Consider the following 17,355-nt stretch of genomic DNA (forward strand, 5'->3'; position numbering starts at 1 on the left):
CGCAGGTCTGCTCCCTCCGAGCCTGCTGAGGCCCGTGCCGCGAAGTCTACTCACGGCCCGGAACAGGCGGAAGAGGAGGAGTCACCGGTCTTCCGGCCGCTCGAGCCACAGACGATCGACCGGTGGCGAGGAGGAGGCGGCACCCATCCTTCCGGGAGGTCGGGTTCAGCCGAGCAGCTCGGGTGCCACCAGGAGTGCCGGAGGGACCACCAGCAGCAGACCGGCCGCGGAGAGCGCTGCCCCCTGCTGGAGCCGGCTGAGGGGTGGCAGGGGAGTGAGCAGGCGGCGCAGCCGGTGGGCCGTCGACTGCACGTCGGCGGTACCGCCGGTCACGTCCGCTCGGACCGCCCCACCGCTCCGGCCCGTTTCGGCGAGGGGATCGTCGAGGGCGTCCGGCGACGAGGGCAGGGCGCCGGATCCGACGATGGCGATCGCCCGGACGAGCGTGGGCTCGTCCACGTGGCGGAGCGCCTCGTCGTCGGCCAGCATCTCGATCAGTTCACTGACGGCCCGCTGCGCGAGTTGCGATGTCGGCAGCCACGGCAGGGCGGAACGCCAGGCGGCGAATGCCCAGAGCAGCAGGTGATGGCGCTGGTGCAGGTGCGCGTTCTCATGGGTCAGGACGGCGTCGAGCTCGGCGCGCGACAGGAGGTCCATGAGGCCGTCGGACATGACGGTGACGGAGCGGGCCCCGCCGGGCAGGCAGTAGGCCACGGGCGCCGGGTGGTTGATCACGAGGGTCGAGGGCTGGTCGGCGGCGGGTGAGCTGAGCAGCGTGAGCATGTCGCGGTGGCGCCGACGCTGTCGCCGGATCCGGATGAATGTCAGCGCGAGGGTGAAGAGGAGGTGCGCGAACAGGAGGGTCGCCGCGCTGATGGCGAAGACGTGGACCACGCCGAGCGTCTGCGCCGATTCGTCGTCGAGCAGGATGGTGAAGAATCCGGCCGACGCCGACACGAGGTTGTCACCCAGCGGCTCGAGGCCCCAGACGAGCATGGCCCCGATCATGGACAGGCCACCGGCGAGTGCTATCGACTGCCAGAGCACCATGGCCGTGAAGGGCGCGCGTGCGGGCCAGGAGGCCCGTGACAGCGCGATGGGCGCAGGCCACGCAAGGATGATCGCGAGAGCAGCGAGCAGGTACGAGGCCCAGAACACGGGCGGGTCAGCTGCCGCCGAGCAGCTTGCGGAGGGTCTCGGCCTCGGCCTCGGAGACGCTGCCGATGAACCTGGCGAGCACGGCTTCACGGTCCGGCGCCGTCACGAGCACCTCGTGCATGAGTTCGGCCGTGTGGTCCTCGCGGCTCGTCACCGACCTGTACCGGTGGGGGCGGCTGTCGCGCTCCCGCTCGACCAGGCCCTTCTTCTCCAGGCGCGAGAGGACGGTGAGCACCGTCGTCACGGCGAGTTCGCGTCCCACCTCACCCGAGGGCGCCTCTGCGATGGCGTCCCGTAGTTCGTTCGCGGTCATCGCTTCCGGCGTTGTCCACAGCAGGTCCATCACCGTGCGTTCGAGGTCTCCGAGCGTTGCCATGTTCTTCCTTCAATTTCTGCGCGATCCCGGTCCGCCTCGAACCCGGATCCGCTCCCCGCAGGGAGCGATCAAGCGTGATGCCTCTAAAGTACAGCGTCCGCGCAGACATTTCTACTCCGCGTAGAAATTGGTGCGGATTTGTTCTACGATGTGTAGAAGAACTTTTTCTACGGGTTGTAGAAGTTCCGTCGTCGCCGACGCCAGGCGCTGCTGAAAGGGCCCCATGGAAGCCTTGGAAATTGCCAGGTGGCAATTCGGGATCACCACTGTCTACCACTTCCTCATGGTCCCCCTCACCATCGGGCTGGGGCTGCTGGTCGCCGGCATGCAGACCCTGTGGCACCGCACCGGCAAGGACCACTACCTCCGCATGACGAAGTTCTGGGGGAAGCTCTTCCTCATCAACTTCATCATGGGCGTGGCGACCGGGCTGGTGCAGGAGTTCCAGTTCGGCATGGCCTGGAGCGAGTACAGCCGCTTCGTGGGCGACGTCTTCGGAGCGCCGCTGGCCATGGAGGCGCTCCTCGCCTTCTTCGTCGAGTCCACCTTTCTCGGCCTCTGGATCTTCGGGTGGGGACGCCTCCCTCGCCTCATCCACCTCCTGAGCCTGTGGGCCGCCGTCCTGGCCTCGGTGTTCTCCGCGTACTTCATCCTCGTGGCGAACTCCTGGATGCAGCACCCCGTGGGTGTCGAGATGGTCGACGGCCGGCCGGTCATGGTGGACGCCTGGGCGGTCTTCACGAACAACACGGCCCTCGTCGCCTTCCCGCACACCGTCTTCGGTGCCCTCGCCGTCGCCGGGGCCTTCCTCCTCGGCATCAGCTGGTACCACCTGTGGAAGCGGCGCCGCGACGGCCTGGACAGCCTCGGTCCGGACGGCAGCCTCGTCGTCGGGAACCCGCGCGGCGCCCGGGACGCCGTCGACCACGCCGTATGGCTCCGCTCGGCCCGGGCCGGCGCCGTCGTCGCGATGATCGCGTTCGCCGGCACCGGGATCACCGGTGACCTGCAGGGCAAGCTCATGTTCGACCAGCAGCCCATGAAGATGGCCGCCGCCGAAGCAGCGTGCCATGACGGCACGGGCTTCTCGATCCTGTCCGTCGGCAACCTCGGGGCGCAGAGCTGCGACGACATCACGGCGGTGATCGAGGTCCCCGGTGTGCTGTCCTTCCTCGCCAACGGCGACTTCACCACCGAGGTCAAGGGCGTCAACACCCTGCTGCCCGAGTACCAGGAGAAGTACGGCACCACCCTGCCCGACGACCCCATGTACGGCGAGCGCGCCGGCACCGAGATCGACTATCTGCCGGTCATGGAGGTCACCTACTGGGGCTTCCGCATCATGATCGGCTTCGGCGCGATCGCCGCGGCGGCCGCCGCCGCGGCCCTCTGGGTCCTGCGCAGGGGAACCGTCCCGGAGTCCCGCTGGCTCATGAGACTCGCCGTGTTCGGGATCCTCGCGCCCTTCGGGGCCAACTCGGCCGGCTGGATCTTCACCGAGATGGGACGGCAGCCCTTCGTCGTCGCGCCCAACCCGGACCCGTCGGGGATCGACAGCGTGTTCATGTTCACCGCCGCCGCCGTCTCGCCCGGTGTCTCCCTGGCCGAGCTGATCGCCTCCCTCGTGGTGCTCACCTCGGTGTACGCGGTCCTCCTCGTGGTCGAGGTGCGGCTCCTCGTCACCTACGTCCGCGGCGGAACCGCGTCCGCCATGCCGGAGCTCGCACACGCCGCCGAGGACGAGGACGAGGACGACGACGCGGCACGCCCGCACGGCGGCAGGAAGGACGACGGCGATGTCCTGGCCTTCGCCTACTGACACCCCCTCCACCAGCTCCGCCACCGGCGTCGACATCACCCCCGCGACGACGAATCACCCTGACCCATGGAAGGCTCCCCGATGACCGAGGCACTGCCCACCCTCTGGTTCGTGCTGATCGCCGTGCTCTGGGCCGGCTACCTCTTCCTCGAGGGATTCGACCTCGGGGTGGGGATGCTCATGAAGCTCCTGGCCCGCAACGACACCCAGCGGCGCGTCCTGCTCAACACCGTCGGCCCCGTCTGGGACGGCAACGAGGTGTGGCTCGTCACCGCCATCGGTGCGACCTTCGCAGCCTTCCCGCACTGGTACGCCTCCCTGCTGTCGGCGCTCTACCTGCCGTTCCTGCTGGTGCTGCTCGGCCTGATCTTCCGTGCGGTCGCCTTCGAGTGGCGCGGCAAGCAGGACGGCGACTCCTGGCGCAACCGCTGGGACTGGGCCATCGCCGTCGGCTCCTTCACCGCTGCGGCGGGTATCGGTGCCGCGCTCGCGCTGACGACGACGGGACTGCCGCTCGATGCGAACGGTGACCGCGTGGGAGGCGCTTTCGCGTGGGCCACCCCGCCGGCGCTCCTCGGCGCGGCCGCCGTCGTCCTGTTCTGCCTCGTGCACGCCGCGGCGTTCGTGGCGCTCAAGACCGAGGGGGGCGTGCGGGGCCAGGCCGATCGCCTGTTCCGCCGCCTCCTGCCGTTCGCGCTGATCCCGTTCCTGGGCTGGACGGTCCTCGTGCAGGTGCGCACCGGCTCGGTGGTCACCTGGCTCGCCGTCGTGCTCGCGGTGGCGTGCCTCACCGCGTCGTACCGCTCCGCCGTGGGAGGCCGGGACGGGCGGGCGTTCGCGGCGCTCGGCGGCGGGATGCTGGCCCTTGTGGGATCGATCTTCGGCGCGGTCTACCCCGTCGTCCTGCCCTCCACACTCGACCCCGCGTTCGACCTCACGGTGCAGAATGCCTCGTCCTCGCCCTACACGCTGGGACTGATGAGCGTGGTGGCCTGCTTCGGCGTACCGCTCGTCCTCGCCTACCAGGCCTGGACGTACTGGGTCTTCCGGCGGCGCGTGTCGGAGGCGAGCATCCCGGCCGCCCACGCGGTGACAGCCCTGTGAGCGGAGCCACCAGGACGGCCATGCGGCCGTATAGCACCCCACCGGCCGCCGCGGGGACCGGCGCGGGCGGGGACGGGCAGGCGCCCCGCCGCCCGTCCCCGATGGCCGTGCTCAGGTCCGGCGGGCCGGCGGGGGCGGCCGGTTCGACGTCGGCCGTCTACCTTCTCGGCGTCCTCGCCGCGACCCGGGCCGCAGGGCTGGTCCTCATGGCCCAGGCCCTCGCGCTCGGCATCGCGTCCGTCGCGAGCGGGTCGCCGGACGTCCGGGCCGTCCTGCTGCAAGGCGTCCTCGGTGCCGCGCTACGTACGATCGCGGCGTGGGGCCAGGACGCCACGGCAGCCCGCCTCGCCCTCGGCGTGCGCGAGCGCCTGCGCGAGGCCGCCCTGGTGCGCGTGCTGGACGACGGCGGCACCACGCAGGCCGCTCCTGCCGGCAGCGGGCAGGGCTCCCTCGCGGTACTGCTCACCCGCGGACTCGACGGCCTGGACAAGTACTACGCGCAGTACCTCCCCGCGCTCATCACCTGCGCCGTGGTGCCGCTGATCGTCGGCGCACGGATCCTCGCCGCCGACTGGGTGAGCGCCCTCATCATCGTCCTCACCGTCCCGCTCGTGCCCGTCTTCATGGCACTCATCGGCCTCCACACCCAGGAGCGGACGCGGCAGGCCGCGGACGCGCTGGGGAGACTGTCCGACCACCTCCTCGAACTCGCCAGGGGCCTGCCCGTCCTCGTGGGCCTGGGGCGTGCCGCCGAGCAGACGCGTGCCCTGCGCGACATCGCCGGCACCTACACGTCCCGCACCATGACCACGCTGCGCACGGTCTTCCTCTCGTCCCTCGCGCTCGAGCTCATCAGCACGATCTCCGTCGCCGTCGTCGCGGTCTTCGCCGGTGTGCGCCTCATCCACGGGGACCTCGGCCTGGAGACGGCCCTCATCGCGCTGATCCTCGCGCCCGAGTGCTACGGACCCCTGCGCGACGTCGGTGCGGCCCACCACGCCAGCGAGGACGGCGAGGAGGCCGGAGCCCGGGTCCGGGCGGTCGTCGACGCCCCGGTGGCTCCCTCCCGTTCCGGGCTGTCGTCCGCCTCCGCTCCCGCAGTGCGGGAGGAGACCGGAGTCCTCCTCCGCGTCGATCGGCTGACGGCCGGGTACGACGGCGTCCGGGAGCCGGTCTTCGAGGACGTGTCGTTCGTCCTCGGATCGGGCTCCATCACGGCGCTGCGGGGCCCGAGCGGCTCGGGCAAGTCCACCCTGATGCGGGCGCTGGCCGGGGGAGCGGCGGCACCGGCCGGGCTCCGGCTGCAGGGGAGCATCGCAGGGCCGGTGGACGGCGGCATCGCCTGGGTCCCGCAGCATCCCGAACTCGTGATGGACACGGTCCGCGCCGAACTCGCGCTGTACGCCGGGTTGTCCGAGGACGACCCCGCCCTCCGGACCGGGCTCGCCGCCGTCGGCGCCGCGGACCTCGCTGGGCGGCACACGGGGGAGCTGAGCCCCGGTGAACTGCGGCGGGTCGCCGTCGCACGCGCGCTGCTGCGGGCGCAGGATCCGTCGGTCCGGCTCCTGCTGCTCGACGAGCCCACGGCGCACGTGGATCCCGCAGCATCGCGTGCCATCCGCACCGCCATCGAGGGGCGCCGGCCAGGGCTGGCCGTCCTCCTGATCGCGCACGACGACGAGACGGCCGCCATCGCATCGGCCGAGGTGCGGCTCGGCGTGGGGGGACGGCGGGATGCGACCCTCGGAGCCGCCCGTCCGGCACCGGCCGGCACGCCTGGTACGGACAGGCCGCAGGCCCCGGGACCGGACGTCCTCCCGGGCGCTCGCGCCGCCGGTCCCGGCACGTCGTGGTTCGCCGGCGCGCGCGACGTGCTGGTCCTGGTCCGGCCGTGGAACCGCCGGTTCCTGGCGGCCGCGGGGCTGGGGCTCGGCGCCTCGGTCTTCGCCGTCGCACTGACGGCGCTCAGCGGCTGGCTGATCGTCCGCGCCGCCGAGCAGCCGCCCATCCTCCATCTCCTCACCGCGATCGTCGGCGTCCGGTTCTTCGGCATCGGGCGCTCCCTCCTGCGCTACGAGGAGCGCCTCTGGCTGCACCGTGCCGTCTTCCACCGCGCCGACGAGACCCGGCTGCGCCTGTGGACCGGGCTCCTCGGGGCGGGCCGCGCCTGGCGGCTGCTCGCCCGCGGCTCGGGCGGGATCGAACGTCTCGTCGGTGACATCGACGAACTGCGGGACCTGTCCTCGCGTGCCCTGCTGCCCTTCGCGACCGCGGTCCTCACGGGGGTCGCCGCGCTGGCCGCCACCGCCGCGCTGCATCCCGCGTCCCTCGGCTGGCAGGCCCTGTCCGTCGGCGCCGCCCTCGTCGTCGCCCCGCTGATCGCCGTGGTCCGGGAGCGGGCCGCCGGAGCAGCCGCCGTGCAGGTCCGCGCCGACGCGCTCCAGCGCGTCACCGGCCTGCTGAGGGCAGCGCCGGACCTGCGGGTGAACGGCGCGCACCACGCGGCGCTGGGCTCCACCCGGCGACTCGACCGCCGCGCCGCAGCAGCCGCCCGCCGGTCGGCGGCGGCGGCCGGGACCTCGACGGCGGTGATCGTGGCGGCCTGCTGCGCCGCGTCCCTCGGCATCCTCACGACGGCCACCGGCCTGCCCGCCGACCTCACCGCCGTCCTGGTCCTCATGCAACTCGCCCTGGTGGAGCCGTTCGTCGCCGGGAGCTCGGCGGTGCAGCACTGGGGTCCGCTGGCGGCCGCCACACGGCGCATCCAGCCCTCGCTCAGTGCATCCACCACGGGCGCGGAGGGCCATCGGGGCCCCGGGGCCGGCCTGCCGGTGCGGACGGTGGCCCTGGACCGGGCAGCCATCGGCTACGAGCCCGGACATCCCGTGGTGCAGGACGTCGATCTCGACCTCCGTCCGGGACGCTGGACAGGGCTCACCGGACCCTCCGGCAGCGGCAAGTCGACCGTCATCGGAGCCCTCCTGGGTTTCCTGCCCCTCGAGGACGGCAGGCTGCTGGTGGACGGCCGGCCGGTGACGGCGGGCGAGGTGCCGCGCATCGCCTGGTGCCCGCAGGAGAGCCATCTGTTCAACTCGAGCCTGCGCGCGAACCTGCAGCTCGCACGCACTCCCGACGACCCCGCCACCCCGGCGGAGCTGAAGGCGGCACTGCAGGCCGTGGGGCTCGCCGGGCTGGTCGCCGGCCTCGAGCAGGGTCTCGACGCTCCGGTGGGTCCCGGCGGATCCCGGCTCTCGGGCGGCCAGCGGCAGCGGCTCGCCGTCGCCCGCGCCCTGCTGACCCGCTCCGGCGTCGTCCTCCTGGACGAGCCCACGGCGCACCTCGACGCCGAGGGTGCCCGCTCGCTGCTCGCGGACCTGCGGCGCGGGCTCCCGGACACGGCCGTCCTCCTCGTCACGCACGATCGGGACGAAGCGGCGCTCTGCGACGGGGTCATGGCGCTGGGAGCCCGCACGGGCGCCGAGCGGGGCTAGGCGCCGCGCCTGCCGGGCGCGCGTCCCCGCCCTGCAATACGCTGGGGTCATGAGTACCGCAGACACCCCGGATGCCCGTACCACGCGCGCCCGGGACGCCGAGGCTCCGGACCTCCCCGCCCTGCTGCAGTGGCGACCACTCGCCTACGCCGACATCGACCCCTGGCTCGAGCTGGTCAGGCGCATCGCGGAGGAGGACCAGCCGGACTGGGTGGAGCAACGCGCCGACCTCGAGCAGGCGCTGCGGGCGTCGAAGAACGATTCGCGTCGTGACACGATCGCCGGCTTCGACGGGGACGGCGTGCCGCGCGCGTTCGGACGCCTCTCCATGAATACCGGCTCCTCCCTGGTGCACGGCGCGGGCGGCGTGGACCCCGCGTGGCGCGGGCGCGGGATGGGCCGTGCCGTCTTCGCCTGGCAGGCGTGGCGGGCCGGGATGCGCCTGCTGGAGACCGGACAGGAGGAGGGGATCTTCCGGAACTACGTCGAGGAACGCAACCCCTCGCACCTTGCGCTGCTGCGGGCGAGCGGGAGCAGCATCGTCCGGTACTTCACCGAGATGACGAGGCCGCTGGACCAGCCGATCCCGGACCTGCCGATCCCTCCGGAGCTGGAACTCGTCAGTTTCGCCGAGGGATCCGACAGGAACATCAGCGAACTCGTCCGCCTCGCCCACAACGACGCCTTCCAGGACCACTGGGGCAGCGAACCCCGCGACCAGGAATCCTGGCAGTTCACGGTCACCCACCCCGAGTTCCGCGCCGACTGGAGCCTGGCACTGCTCGACCCTGCGAGGGGCGAGGTGGCGGCATACCAGCTCGCCAGCTACGACCCCGACTCGAAGGAGCTGCTCGGCCACACGGAGGGCTACACGGACCTGCTGGGCGTCCGCAGGACGTGGCGCGGACGCGGACTCGCTCCGGCTCTGCTCGCGGAGGCGATGCGGCGGTACCGTGCGGCGGGCATCGACAACGCCGGGCTCGGCGTGGACACCGAGAATCCGTCCGGTGCGCTGGGCCTCTACGAACGCATGGGCTACGTGCCGACGCAGCGCTCGATCGTGTTCGACCTCCCGCTTCCCGCCCGCACGGGCTGAGGCACCCCGCGGGCACCCACCGGCTAGAGCAGGGTGCCCTGTCCCTCGTCGTCCGCTCCGGCCGCCGGTCCTCCGTGCACGGCGGAATCCGGCGCCGACCCGTCCACCAGGCGCACGCCGGCGACGGGAGCGACGGGGCGGGACGCCTCGATGAGACCGAGCAGGCTCGGCCCGACGGCGTCGATCTGCTGGGTGAGGGGGACACCCGAACCGTCGCGCCGCCCGTGTTCGGTGGGCAGCGCCCGGGCCACACCGTTGGCGGACGCCGCGCGCGCGGGCCCGTGGCCCGCCCACGCCAGCGACAGGGCTTCCTCGCCGCGGAGGAAACGGTGGGCCCTGACCCCCGCCGTCGCCCGGCCCTTCGGGGGGTACTCGGAGAACTCGGTGACCTTCGCCGAACCGGCCGTCGTGCCGGGCAGCGCGTCGTCCGCGGCGGAGACCGTGACCACCACGCCCTGCTCGTCACCCCGGGCGATCGCGCCGAAGTGCAGGACGGCGTCCCCGGCCGCGAGCTTGATGCCCGCCATGCCGCCGGCCGTCCGGCCCTGCGGCCGTACCGCCGACGCCGGGAAACGCAGCAACTGTGCGAGGCGGGTGATGAACACGAGGTCGTCCTCGTCGCCGGCCGTCGCGACACCGACGACCCTGTCCTTCGGCTTGAGGGAGATGACCTCCCAGTCGTCACGGTTCAGCGGGTAGTCGGGCTGCACGCGTTTCACCACGCCCTGCGCGGTACCCAGGGCGACGACGCCGCTCAGCGGTGCCAGTCCCACGAGGGACTCGCCGCGCTCGAGCGTGATGAACTCCGACGACGGCACTCCGCCCGCCAGGTTCGGCACGCCGGCGGTGGGCGGCAGGGCCGGCATGTCCATCACCTGGAGGCGGATCATGCGTCCCCCGGACGTCACGGCTCCCACCTCGCCCCGGGCCGTCGAGGGCAGCACGGACCGGAAGGCGTCGTGCTTGATGCGCTGGCCGTCACCGAGCGGCTGACGGTCGGACGTGCGGGCGAGCTGCCCCGAGGCCGACAGGAGGACCCAGCAGGGGTCGTCGGCGATCTCCAGCGGGAGGACCGCCTTGGCGCCCTTGCCGGCAGGAGCGGCGGGCAGGGTCCCCTTGAGCGGCGCCGAGGCCTCCGACTCGAGGAGCACCGTGCGCCGCGGCGTGGCGAACTGGTCGGCGAGTCCGGCGAGTTCGTCGGAGACGAGGGTCCTCAGGCGCTCCTCGGAGCCGAGGATCGCCTCGAGTTCGGCGATCTCGCGGCGGAGCTGGTCCTGTTCCTTCTCCAGCTCGATCCGCGAGTACCGGGTCAGCTGCCGCAGCCGGAGCTCGAGGATGTAGTTCGCCTGCGTCTCGGACAGGTCGTAGATGGACATCAGGCGCTCGCGCGCCGCGGACGCCTCGTCCGAGGACCGGATGATCTGGATCACCTCGTCGATGTCGACGATCGCGATGAGCAGCCCCTCCACGAGGTGCAGGCGGTCGCGCTTGCGCTGCAGCCGGTAGGAGGTGCGACGGCGCACCACCAGGATGCGGTGGGCGATGTACACCCGGAGCAGCTCCACGAGCCCGAGGGTGCGGGGCTGACCGTCGACGAGGGCCACGTTGTTGATGCCGAACGAGTCCTCCATCGGCGTGAAGCGGTACAGCTGCGCGAGGACGGCGTTCGGGTTGAAGCCGTTCTTGAGCTCGATCACGAGGCGCAGGCCGTGCGTGCGATCGGTGAGGTCCACGATGTCCGAGATGCCCTGCAGCTTCTTCGACGTGACCGCGTCCTTGATCCGCTCGATCACCTTCTCGGGGCCCACGGTGTAGGGGAGCTCGGTGACCACGAGGCCCGTGCGCCGCGCCGAGAGCTGCTCCACGGTGACCTTCGCGCGGGTCTTGAAGGACCCGCGGCCCGTCGCGTAGGCGTCGCGTACGCCGTCGAGCCCCACGATCCTGCCACCGCTCGGGAGGTCGGGCCCGGGGACGAAGCGCATCACGTCCTCGAGCGAGGCATCCGGATTCGCGATGAGATGGCGTGCCGCAGCGACCACCTCGCCGAGGTTGTGCGGCGGCATGTTCGTGGCCATGCCGACGGCGATCCCGCTGGCACCGTTGACGAGCAGGTTGGGGAACGCCGCGGGGAGGACCTCCGGCTGCGTGAGCTGGTTGTCGTAGTTGGGGACGAAGTCGACGACGTCCTCGTCGAGGTGGTCGGTCAGCGTCAGGGCGGCCGCCGCGAGGCGCGCCTCCGTGTACCGGGCGGCCGCCGGACCGTCGTCGAGCGAGCCGAAGTTGCCGTGGCCGTCGATGAGGGGCAGCCTCAGCGAGAAGTCCTGCGCCATGCGCACCATGGCGTCGTAGATGGCGCTGTCACCGTGCGGGTGCAGCTTGCCCATGACCTCACCGACCACGCGTGCGGACTTCACGTGCCCGCGGTCGGGGCGCAGGCCCATGTCCGTCATCATGTACAGGATGCGCCGCTGGACGGGCTTGAGGCCGTCGCGCGCATCCGGCAGGGCGCGCGAGTAGATCACGGAGTACGCGTACTCCAGGAAGGACTCCTCCATCTCGGTCTCGACATCGATGTCGATGATCTTCTCGGTGAAATCCTCCGGCGGTGCGGAGTTCTGGCGCCTGGCCATGTGCGGTGCGGTTCCTCAACAACTCGGGTGGGCAGATCGGGTGGTCGGCGGGCATCCGCGGTCCGCGGGCGGTTCCGGCAGCGGACCGACCCACGGTCGAGGGGATGCCGACTACCCTGAGTCTATGGTGGCGGACGGACAATACCCGGAATATTGGGAGGCTGATGTCGTCCTGCGCGACGGCGGGACGGCGCACCTGCGGCCCATCTCGCCCCTCGACGCGGACGCGGTGCAGGCCTTCCACGTGCGCCAGTCGCAGAATTCGATCTACCTCCGCTTCTTCACGTACAAGGCCACGCTCAGCGCGAAGGAGCTCAAGCGCTTCACGGAAGTGGACCACCGGGACCGCGTGGCCTTCGTCATCACGCGCGGCACGGACATCATCGGCATCGGCCGCTACGACCGCCTCGACGATCCGCTCGAGGCCGAGGTCGCCTTCAACGTCTCGGACCACCACCAGGGACGCGGGGTCGGCTCCATCCTGCTCGAGCACCTCGCCGCGGCCGCCCGCGAGAACGGCATCCGCCGGTTCTCGGCCGAGGTCCTTCCCGAGAACCGCAAGATGATCACCGTCTTCGCCGAGGCCGGCTACGAGGTCGATCGGCACTTCGACGACGGGGTCGTGATGCTGGGCTTCGACATTGATCCCACCCGCCGGTCGCAGGCCGTCATGGAGTCGAGGGAGCACCGCGCCGAGGCCAGGAGCATGGCGGAGCTCCTGACGCCGTCGTCCGTGGCCGTGATCGGCGCGAGCCGCGAATGGGGGACGGTGGGCCATGCTCTCCTCGAGCACCTGATCGACGGTGGCTTCACGGGCACGGTGTACGCCGTCAACCCCGAGGCCTTCGAACTGCACGGCATCATGTCCCACGCCTCCCTCACGGAGGTACCCGAGCAGGTGGACCTCGCCGTCATCGCCGTGCCGCACGAGCAGGTGGACGCCGTCGTGGACGAGTGTGCCCGTGCAGGCGTCAGGGGACTCCTCGTGGCCACCGCAGGCTATGCCGATGACGGCGGCGACGGGCTGGCGCGCCAGCGCGCCCTCGTGCACAAGGCCAGGGCGCACGGCATGCGCGTGGTGGGCCCGGCATCCCTGGGCCTCGTCAACACCGACCCCGCGGTCCGGCTGAACGCCTCGATGGCGCCCGGCCTGCCCGAACGGGGAGCGCTCTCCCTGTTCAGCCAGTCTGCCGGCCTCGGTGTCCTCCTCTACGCCAGCGCGCGGCGGCGCGGGCTCGGGGTGTCCTCGGTGATCTCCGCCGGCAACCGGGCCGACGTGTCCGGCAACGATGCCATGCAGTTCTGGGAGGACGATCCGAGCACGCGCGCCGTGGGTCTCTACTTCGAGTCGATCGGCAACCCGAGGAAGTTCTCGCGCATCGCCCGCCGCCTCGCCCTGACCAAGCCCGTCATCGTGGCGAAGTCCGATGTCACGGGCCTGCAGCTGCCGCCGGGACACGCGGTCCGCACCACCCAGGCACCGCCGGGAGCGCTCGACTCGATGCTCCGGCAGTCCGGCGTCATGAGGGTCGAGACGACGGAGCAGCTGATGGACATCGCGCAGATCGTCGCGAGCCAGCCGCTGCCGCAGGGACCGGGCGTCGCCGTCTTCAGCAACTCCTCGGCCCTCGGCAAGGTGGTCGCCGACGGCGTGGCCTCGCAGGGCATGACCGTCGCGCGGCTGGAGGCCGGGCTCGAGCTCGACACCGGGCAGTCCGTGGCGCTTCCCGCCCTCAGGTCGGTGGTCGCGGATGCACTGCGGGATGATGCGGTCCACGCCGCCGTGGTCACGACGCTGCCCGCCCGGGGACTCCCGGCCGAGACCATCGCGGCCTGCCTCCAGCAATGCGCCGAGGAGGCCGGCAAGCCCGTCATCGCCTCGTTCACCGGCACCCTGGACACACGCCTCCAACTCGACGGCCTCGTCGCCTCCGCGCCGTCGCCGGATCCCCGGGTGACGGACCCTCGGAGGACGGCGGCGCTGTCGTCCGATCGGCTGTCACCGGGGTCCCCGGCGGAGGTGGCGGCGGGCGGCCCCGGAACGGTCCGGGCCCCCCTCGCCGGTGCGGCCCCGGAACCGCAGGCCGCGGACACGGTCCTGCCCCTGCAGCGTGGCATACCCTGCTTCCCGAGTCCCGGCGCCGCCCTGGCCGCCCTGGGCGCCGTGGTGCGCTACGCACTGTGGCGCACGCGGGACCACGGCGAGTTCCTCGACCCCGACGGCGTGGACGTCGACGAGGCCGTCCGCGTCCTCGCCGGCGTCCGGGCGCGCGTCACGGATGTCGAGCTGACCCGGCTCGCCCCCGAGGAGTGCGGGGCACTCATGGAGGCGTACGGGATCCGGCTCCTGCCGTCGGTGCGGTTCGCCTCGGCCGACGAAGCGGTCGAGGCGGCCGAGCGCCTCGGCTGGCCGGTTGCCCTCAAGACCATGGACGAGCACCTCCGCCACCGCCTGGACCTCGGCGGCGTGCGGCTCAACATCGACGACGCCGAATCGCTGCGACGCAACATCACGCAGATGGCGCACGTCCTGGCGCCCTTCGGCAGCTTCGGCATGGAAGTGCAGTCCATGGCCCCCTCCGGCCAGGCCTGCAGCATCCGCGCCATCGAGGATCCCCTCATGGGGCCCGTGGTCTCGTTCGGCCTCGCGGGTGACGCCGTCAACCTGCTCGATGACTGGGCGCACGCCGTCCCGCCCCTGAGCACCGGGGACCTCGCCGATCTCGTGCGGGCACCGCGCGCCTCCCGCAAGCTCTTCGGCTACCAGGGGCTCCCTGCCGCGGACGTTCCGGCGCTCGAGGACCTCGTGGCCCGCGTGGCGCTCCTGAAGGACAACCACCCCGAGATCGCCCGCCTCGACTTCAATCCGGTCCTCGTCGCGACGTCGGGCCTTGCGGTCCTGAGCGCCGCGATCGACGTCGGGAACCCCCAGCGGCGCACGGACAGCGCCCGCCGCGCCATGCGGGACTGACGCCCGCTGGTTAGGCACAACCCGGCCCGGTGGGGGAAACTGGGGGTATGACCCCATCGCTTTCCGCCCAGCGGCGTGACCTCGATGCATCGCTCGAGCGGGCCGGCTTCTACCCGCGTCTCGTGGCCGACGTCGTCCACGACGCCCTCGACGGCCGCGAGCCGCTGTCCCACGTGGCCCACCTCGAGACGCACTTCGAGCGCACCGAGGTGCACCGGCACATCACGGTGCTCGTCCTCACCGAGGACATGCTGGTCATCACGCACGTGGACGACCAGCAGCTCGACGACGCGGGCGAGCAGGTGATGGCGCAGATCTCCACCGAATCCGTCCCGGTGAGCCAGATCCGCTCGGTGGTCCTCAGCTACCTCTACGCGCAGCCGCAGGACTACAAGCCCAGCGACCAGGTCCGCGAGATGACGCTCGCGATCGCCTGGTCGGGCGGCCAGCGCCTCGACATCGGCCCCGCGAGCTGCGGCGACCCGCAGTGCGACGCCGACCACGGTTTCACGGGCACGGTGGCGCAGGAGGACATCGTGCTGCGTGTCAGTGCCGAGGCCGACGGCGCCCAGGCGGTGCAGAACGCCAAGGCCTTCGCCCGTGCCCTGAGGAAGGTGAACACGGCGAGCCCCGCGTCGGGCGGGTACGTCGGATCCGACGTGGCCCCGCGCCGCCAACCCGGCTTCGGCGGGCGCTTCAACCGCCCCCATCACCAGCGGTAGCGGTTGATGCCCTTCCAGCACCTGGAGCGCCTCCCGCCCGCGCCCGCCTACGGGACCGCCACCGTCGCCGAGGTCCTCACCAGTTCGGCCGCGGCCCTGGGCGTCGAAGGCTTCGGCAACGCCCTCGCCCTGCCGGCCTCCCGCCGGATCGCCGTGGTCATGGTGGACGGCCTCGGCCTGTCGCTGCTCAGGAAGTACGCGGCCCACGCTCCGTACCTCCGGGAGAGCCTCGATGCGGCCCGAGCGCTGTCCTCGGCTTTCCCGTCCACCACGGCCGCGTCCCTCGCCGGCCTCGGTACGGGCCTCGCACCCGGCCTGCACGGCATGGTCGGCTACGACGTCCTCGATCCTGCGCAGGGACGCGTGGTCAACATGCTGGGCCGCTGGGACGCCGGCGTCGACCCGCTCGCCTGGCAACCGCACCCGACGGTCTTCGAGCGCGTGTCCCAGCACCTTCCGGTCGTCACCGTGAGCCAGCCCCGCTTCGCCGACTCGCCCATGACGCGGGCGGCCCTGCGGGGCGGCGCCTTCGTCGGCGCGCAGACCATCCACGCCCGCATCGACGCGGCGGCCGAGCAGCTGGCGAGCGCCCCGCGCATGCTCGTGTACTTCTACCTCAACGACCTCGACAAGGCCGGACACCGGTACGGCGTCGACTCCGCGGAGTGGCTGCGGACCCTGGAGGACCTGGACGCCGCGCTCAGGCTCCTGGCCCGGAGGGTCCCGCCCGACACTCTCCTGCTCCTCACCGCCGACCACGGCATGGTGGACATCCCGCCGTCGCAGCGCATCGACTACTCCGAGCGCGCCGATCTCGTCGACGGAGTGGCCCACACGGGGGGCGAGCCGCGCATGCTCCACCTGTACCTCGAGCAGGATCTCGCCGTCCGCGACCGCGAGTCGCTCGCCCTGCGCTGGCACGAGGCGTTCGGTACCCGGGCGTGGATCCTCCCGCGGGACGAGGCCGTGGCCGCAGGCTACTTCGGACCGGTCTCGGACACGGTGCTGCCACGTATCGGGGACCTCCTGGTCCTCGCACGGGAAGGCATCGCCCTCCTCGACGGGCGGCGCGTCCAGCCGGCCGCGTTCGACGTCGTCGGGCAGCACGGCTCGCTGACGCGGGCCGAGCGGGAGATCCCGCTGCTGGTCCTGGGCAAACCCCCCGCCGGCGGTTCCCGACGGGGGAGCGGCAAGGGTGCCGGCCGTGGCTGAGCTGTTGTTCTTCTCCGGCACCATGGACTGCGGCAAGTCGACGCTCGCGCTCCAGATGGACCACAACCACAAGGCACGCGGGCGTCGCGGGCTGCTCTTCAGCTCCCACGACCGCGCCGGCGAATCCATGATCTCGAGCAGGCTCGGCCTGCAGGTACCGGCGGTCGAGGTCTTCCCCGAGACCGACTTCTGGGTCGAACTGACGCTGCGGCAGACCATGGGCGCACGCATCGACTACGTCATCTGCGACGAGGCGCAGTTCTACACCGTCGACCAGATCGACCAGCTGGCCCGCATCGTGGACGAGATGGACATCGACGTGTTCAGCTTCGGCATCACCTCCGATTTCCGGACACGGCTGTTTCCCGGGTCGCAGCGCCTCATCGAGCTCGCGGACCGCGTCCAGGTCCTGCAGGTCGAGGCCCTGTGCTGGTGCGGCAAGCGGGCCACGCACAACGCGCGCACGGTCGACGGTGTCATGGTGGTCGAGGGCGACCAGATGGTGGTGGGAGACGTCGACCAGCCCGGCGACGAGGACTCGCCTGCGGCACCGGCTGCCGGGGCAGCCGCGGACCCGGTCACGTCCGTCCGCGTGCCGGTGGTGGGCTACGAGACGCTCTGCCGTCGGCACCACATGCGGCGGCAGACGTCCCGCACGTCGCCGTCCCTCTTTTCCAACGAGATGCCGCTGCCCTTCGAGGAGAGGGCGGTCCCGCCGCGCAGCGGAGGTACCCCGACCCTGCAGGACGCGGAACCGGGTACCAGCGGCTCCTGAG

At 71.9% G+C, this 17,355-nt stretch carries 11 protein-coding genes; 8 read left to right on the forward strand and 3 right to left on the reverse strand.

Annotated elements, in window-relative coordinates:
• Positions 1–165: 165 nt before the first annotated feature.
• Both ACX80U_RS05525 and ACX80U_RS05530 read right to left on the reverse strand, forming a co-directional pair.
• Positions 166–1,158, reverse strand: coding sequence for a M48 family metalloprotease (locus tag ACX80U_RS05525; protein ID WP_133081697.1), 993 nt, complete (start codon positions 1,156–1,158; stop codon positions 166–168).
• A 7-nt stretch (positions 1,159–1,165) separates the two neighbouring features.
• Positions 1,166–1,534: a BlaI/MecI/CopY family transcriptional regulator gene (locus ACX80U_RS05530; protein ID WP_133081698.1), complete on the reverse strand. Its 369-nt coding sequence runs from the start codon at positions 1,532–1,534 to the stop codon at positions 1,166–1,168.
• A gap of 223 nt (positions 1,535–1,757) precedes the next feature.
• Here ACX80U_RS05530 and ACX80U_RS05535 point away from each other — a divergent pair, with 223 nt between their 5' ends.
• The 4 genes from ACX80U_RS05535 to ACX80U_RS05550 all read left to right on the forward strand — a co-directional run bounded on the left by ACX80U_RS05535 (position 1,758) and on the right by ACX80U_RS05550 (position 9,044).
• Positions 1,758–3,353: a cytochrome ubiquinol oxidase subunit I gene (locus tag ACX80U_RS05535; protein WP_459267694.1), complete on the forward strand. Its 1,596-nt coding sequence runs from the start codon at positions 1,758–1,760 to the stop codon at positions 3,351–3,353.
• Between the two features lie 81 nt (positions 3,354–3,434).
• Positions 3,435–4,457 (forward strand): cytochrome d ubiquinol oxidase subunit II, encoded by a 1,023-nt coding sequence (cydB, locus tag ACX80U_RS05540; RefSeq protein WP_459267695.1) that lies wholly within the window; start codon positions 3,435–3,437, stop codon positions 4,455–4,457.
• 20 nt (positions 4,458–4,477) lie between these two features.
• On the forward strand, positions 4,478–7,948 hold the full coding sequence (cydC, locus tag ACX80U_RS05545) for a thiol reductant ABC exporter subunit CydC (protein WP_459267696.1): 3,471 nt from the start codon (positions 4,478–4,480) through the stop codon (positions 7,946–7,948).
• Between the two features lie 49 nt (positions 7,949–7,997).
• Positions 7,998–9,044, forward strand: coding sequence for a GNAT family N-acetyltransferase (locus tag ACX80U_RS05550; protein ID WP_459267697.1), 1,047 nt, complete (start codon positions 7,998–8,000; stop codon positions 9,042–9,044).
• Positions 9,045–9,067: 23 nt separating this feature from the next.
• On the opposite strand, the gene ACX80U_RS05555 is transcribed toward ACX80U_RS05550, so the two are convergent.
• Positions 9,068–11,674 (reverse strand): DNA gyrase/topoisomerase IV subunit A, encoded by a 2,607-nt coding sequence (locus ACX80U_RS05555; protein WP_459267698.1) that lies wholly within the window; start codon positions 11,672–11,674, stop codon positions 9,068–9,070.
• A gap of 124 nt (positions 11,675–11,798) precedes the next feature.
• Here ACX80U_RS05555 and ACX80U_RS05560 point away from each other — a divergent pair, with 124 nt between their 5' ends.
• The 4 genes from ACX80U_RS05560 to ACX80U_RS05575 are packed head-to-tail and all read left to right on the forward strand — an operon-like array spanning position 11,799 to position 17,354.
• Complete coding sequence (locus ACX80U_RS05560) at positions 11,799–14,645, forward strand: bifunctional acetate--CoA ligase family protein/GNAT family N-acetyltransferase (protein WP_459267699.1); 2,847 nt, start codon at positions 11,799–11,801, stop codon at positions 14,643–14,645.
• Between the two features lie 47 nt (positions 14,646–14,692).
• On the forward strand, positions 14,693–15,367 hold the full coding sequence (locus tag ACX80U_RS05565; protein ID WP_133081702.1) for a DUF5998 family protein: 675 nt from the start codon (positions 14,693–14,695) through the stop codon (positions 15,365–15,367).
• A 6-nt stretch (positions 15,368–15,373) separates the two neighbouring features.
• A complete protein-coding gene (locus ACX80U_RS05570) occupies positions 15,374–16,579 on the forward strand; it encodes an alkaline phosphatase family protein (protein WP_459267700.1) in 1,206 nt (401 codons plus the stop codon).
• Positions 16,572–17,354 carry a thymidine kinase gene (locus tag ACX80U_RS05575; protein WP_459267701.1) on the forward strand — a complete coding sequence of 261 codons (783 nt, stop codon included), beginning with the start codon at positions 16,572–16,574 and terminating at the stop codon, positions 17,352–17,354. Before ACX80U_RS05570 ends, ACX80U_RS05575 begins: the two co-directional genes overlap by 8 nt.
• Position 17,355: the final 1 nt, after the last annotated feature.

It is taken from the genome of Arthrobacter sp. TmT3-37 (genome assembly GCF_054510835.1).

What these genes read in the sequence shown, in the direction of transcription:
- ACX80U_RS05570 (WP_459267700.1), top strand. Translation starts at nt 15,374, where the DNA reads ATGCCCTTCCAGCACCTGGAGCGCCTCCCGCCCGCGCCCGCCTACGGG.
- cydC (WP_459267696.1), top strand. Translation starts at nt 4,478, where the DNA reads ATGCGGCCGTATAGCACCCCACCGGCCGCCGCGGGGACCGGCGCGGGC.
- ACX80U_RS05565 (WP_133081702.1), top strand. Translation starts at nt 14,693, where the DNA reads ATGACCCCATCGCTTTCCGCCCAGCGGCGTGACCTCGATGCATCGCTC.
- ACX80U_RS05560 (WP_459267699.1), top strand. Translation starts at nt 11,799, where the DNA reads ATGGTGGCGGACGGACAATACCCGGAATATTGGGAGGCTGATGTCGTC.
- ACX80U_RS05555 (WP_459267698.1), bottom strand. Translation starts at nt 11,674, where the DNA reads ATGGCCAGGCGCCAGAACTCCGCACCGCCGGAGGATTTCACCGAGAAG.
- cydB (WP_459267695.1), top strand. Translation starts at nt 3,435, where the DNA reads ATGACCGAGGCACTGCCCACCCTCTGGTTCGTGCTGATCGCCGTGCTC.
- ACX80U_RS05535 (WP_459267694.1), top strand. Translation starts at nt 1,758, where the DNA reads ATGGAAGCCTTGGAAATTGCCAGGTGGCAATTCGGGATCACCACTGTC.
- ACX80U_RS05550 (WP_459267697.1), top strand. Translation starts at nt 7,998, where the DNA reads ATGAGTACCGCAGACACCCCGGATGCCCGTACCACGCGCGCCCGGGAC.
- ACX80U_RS05530 (WP_133081698.1), bottom strand. Translation starts at nt 1,534, where the DNA reads ATGGCAACGCTCGGAGACCTCGAACGCACGGTGATGGACCTGCTGTGG.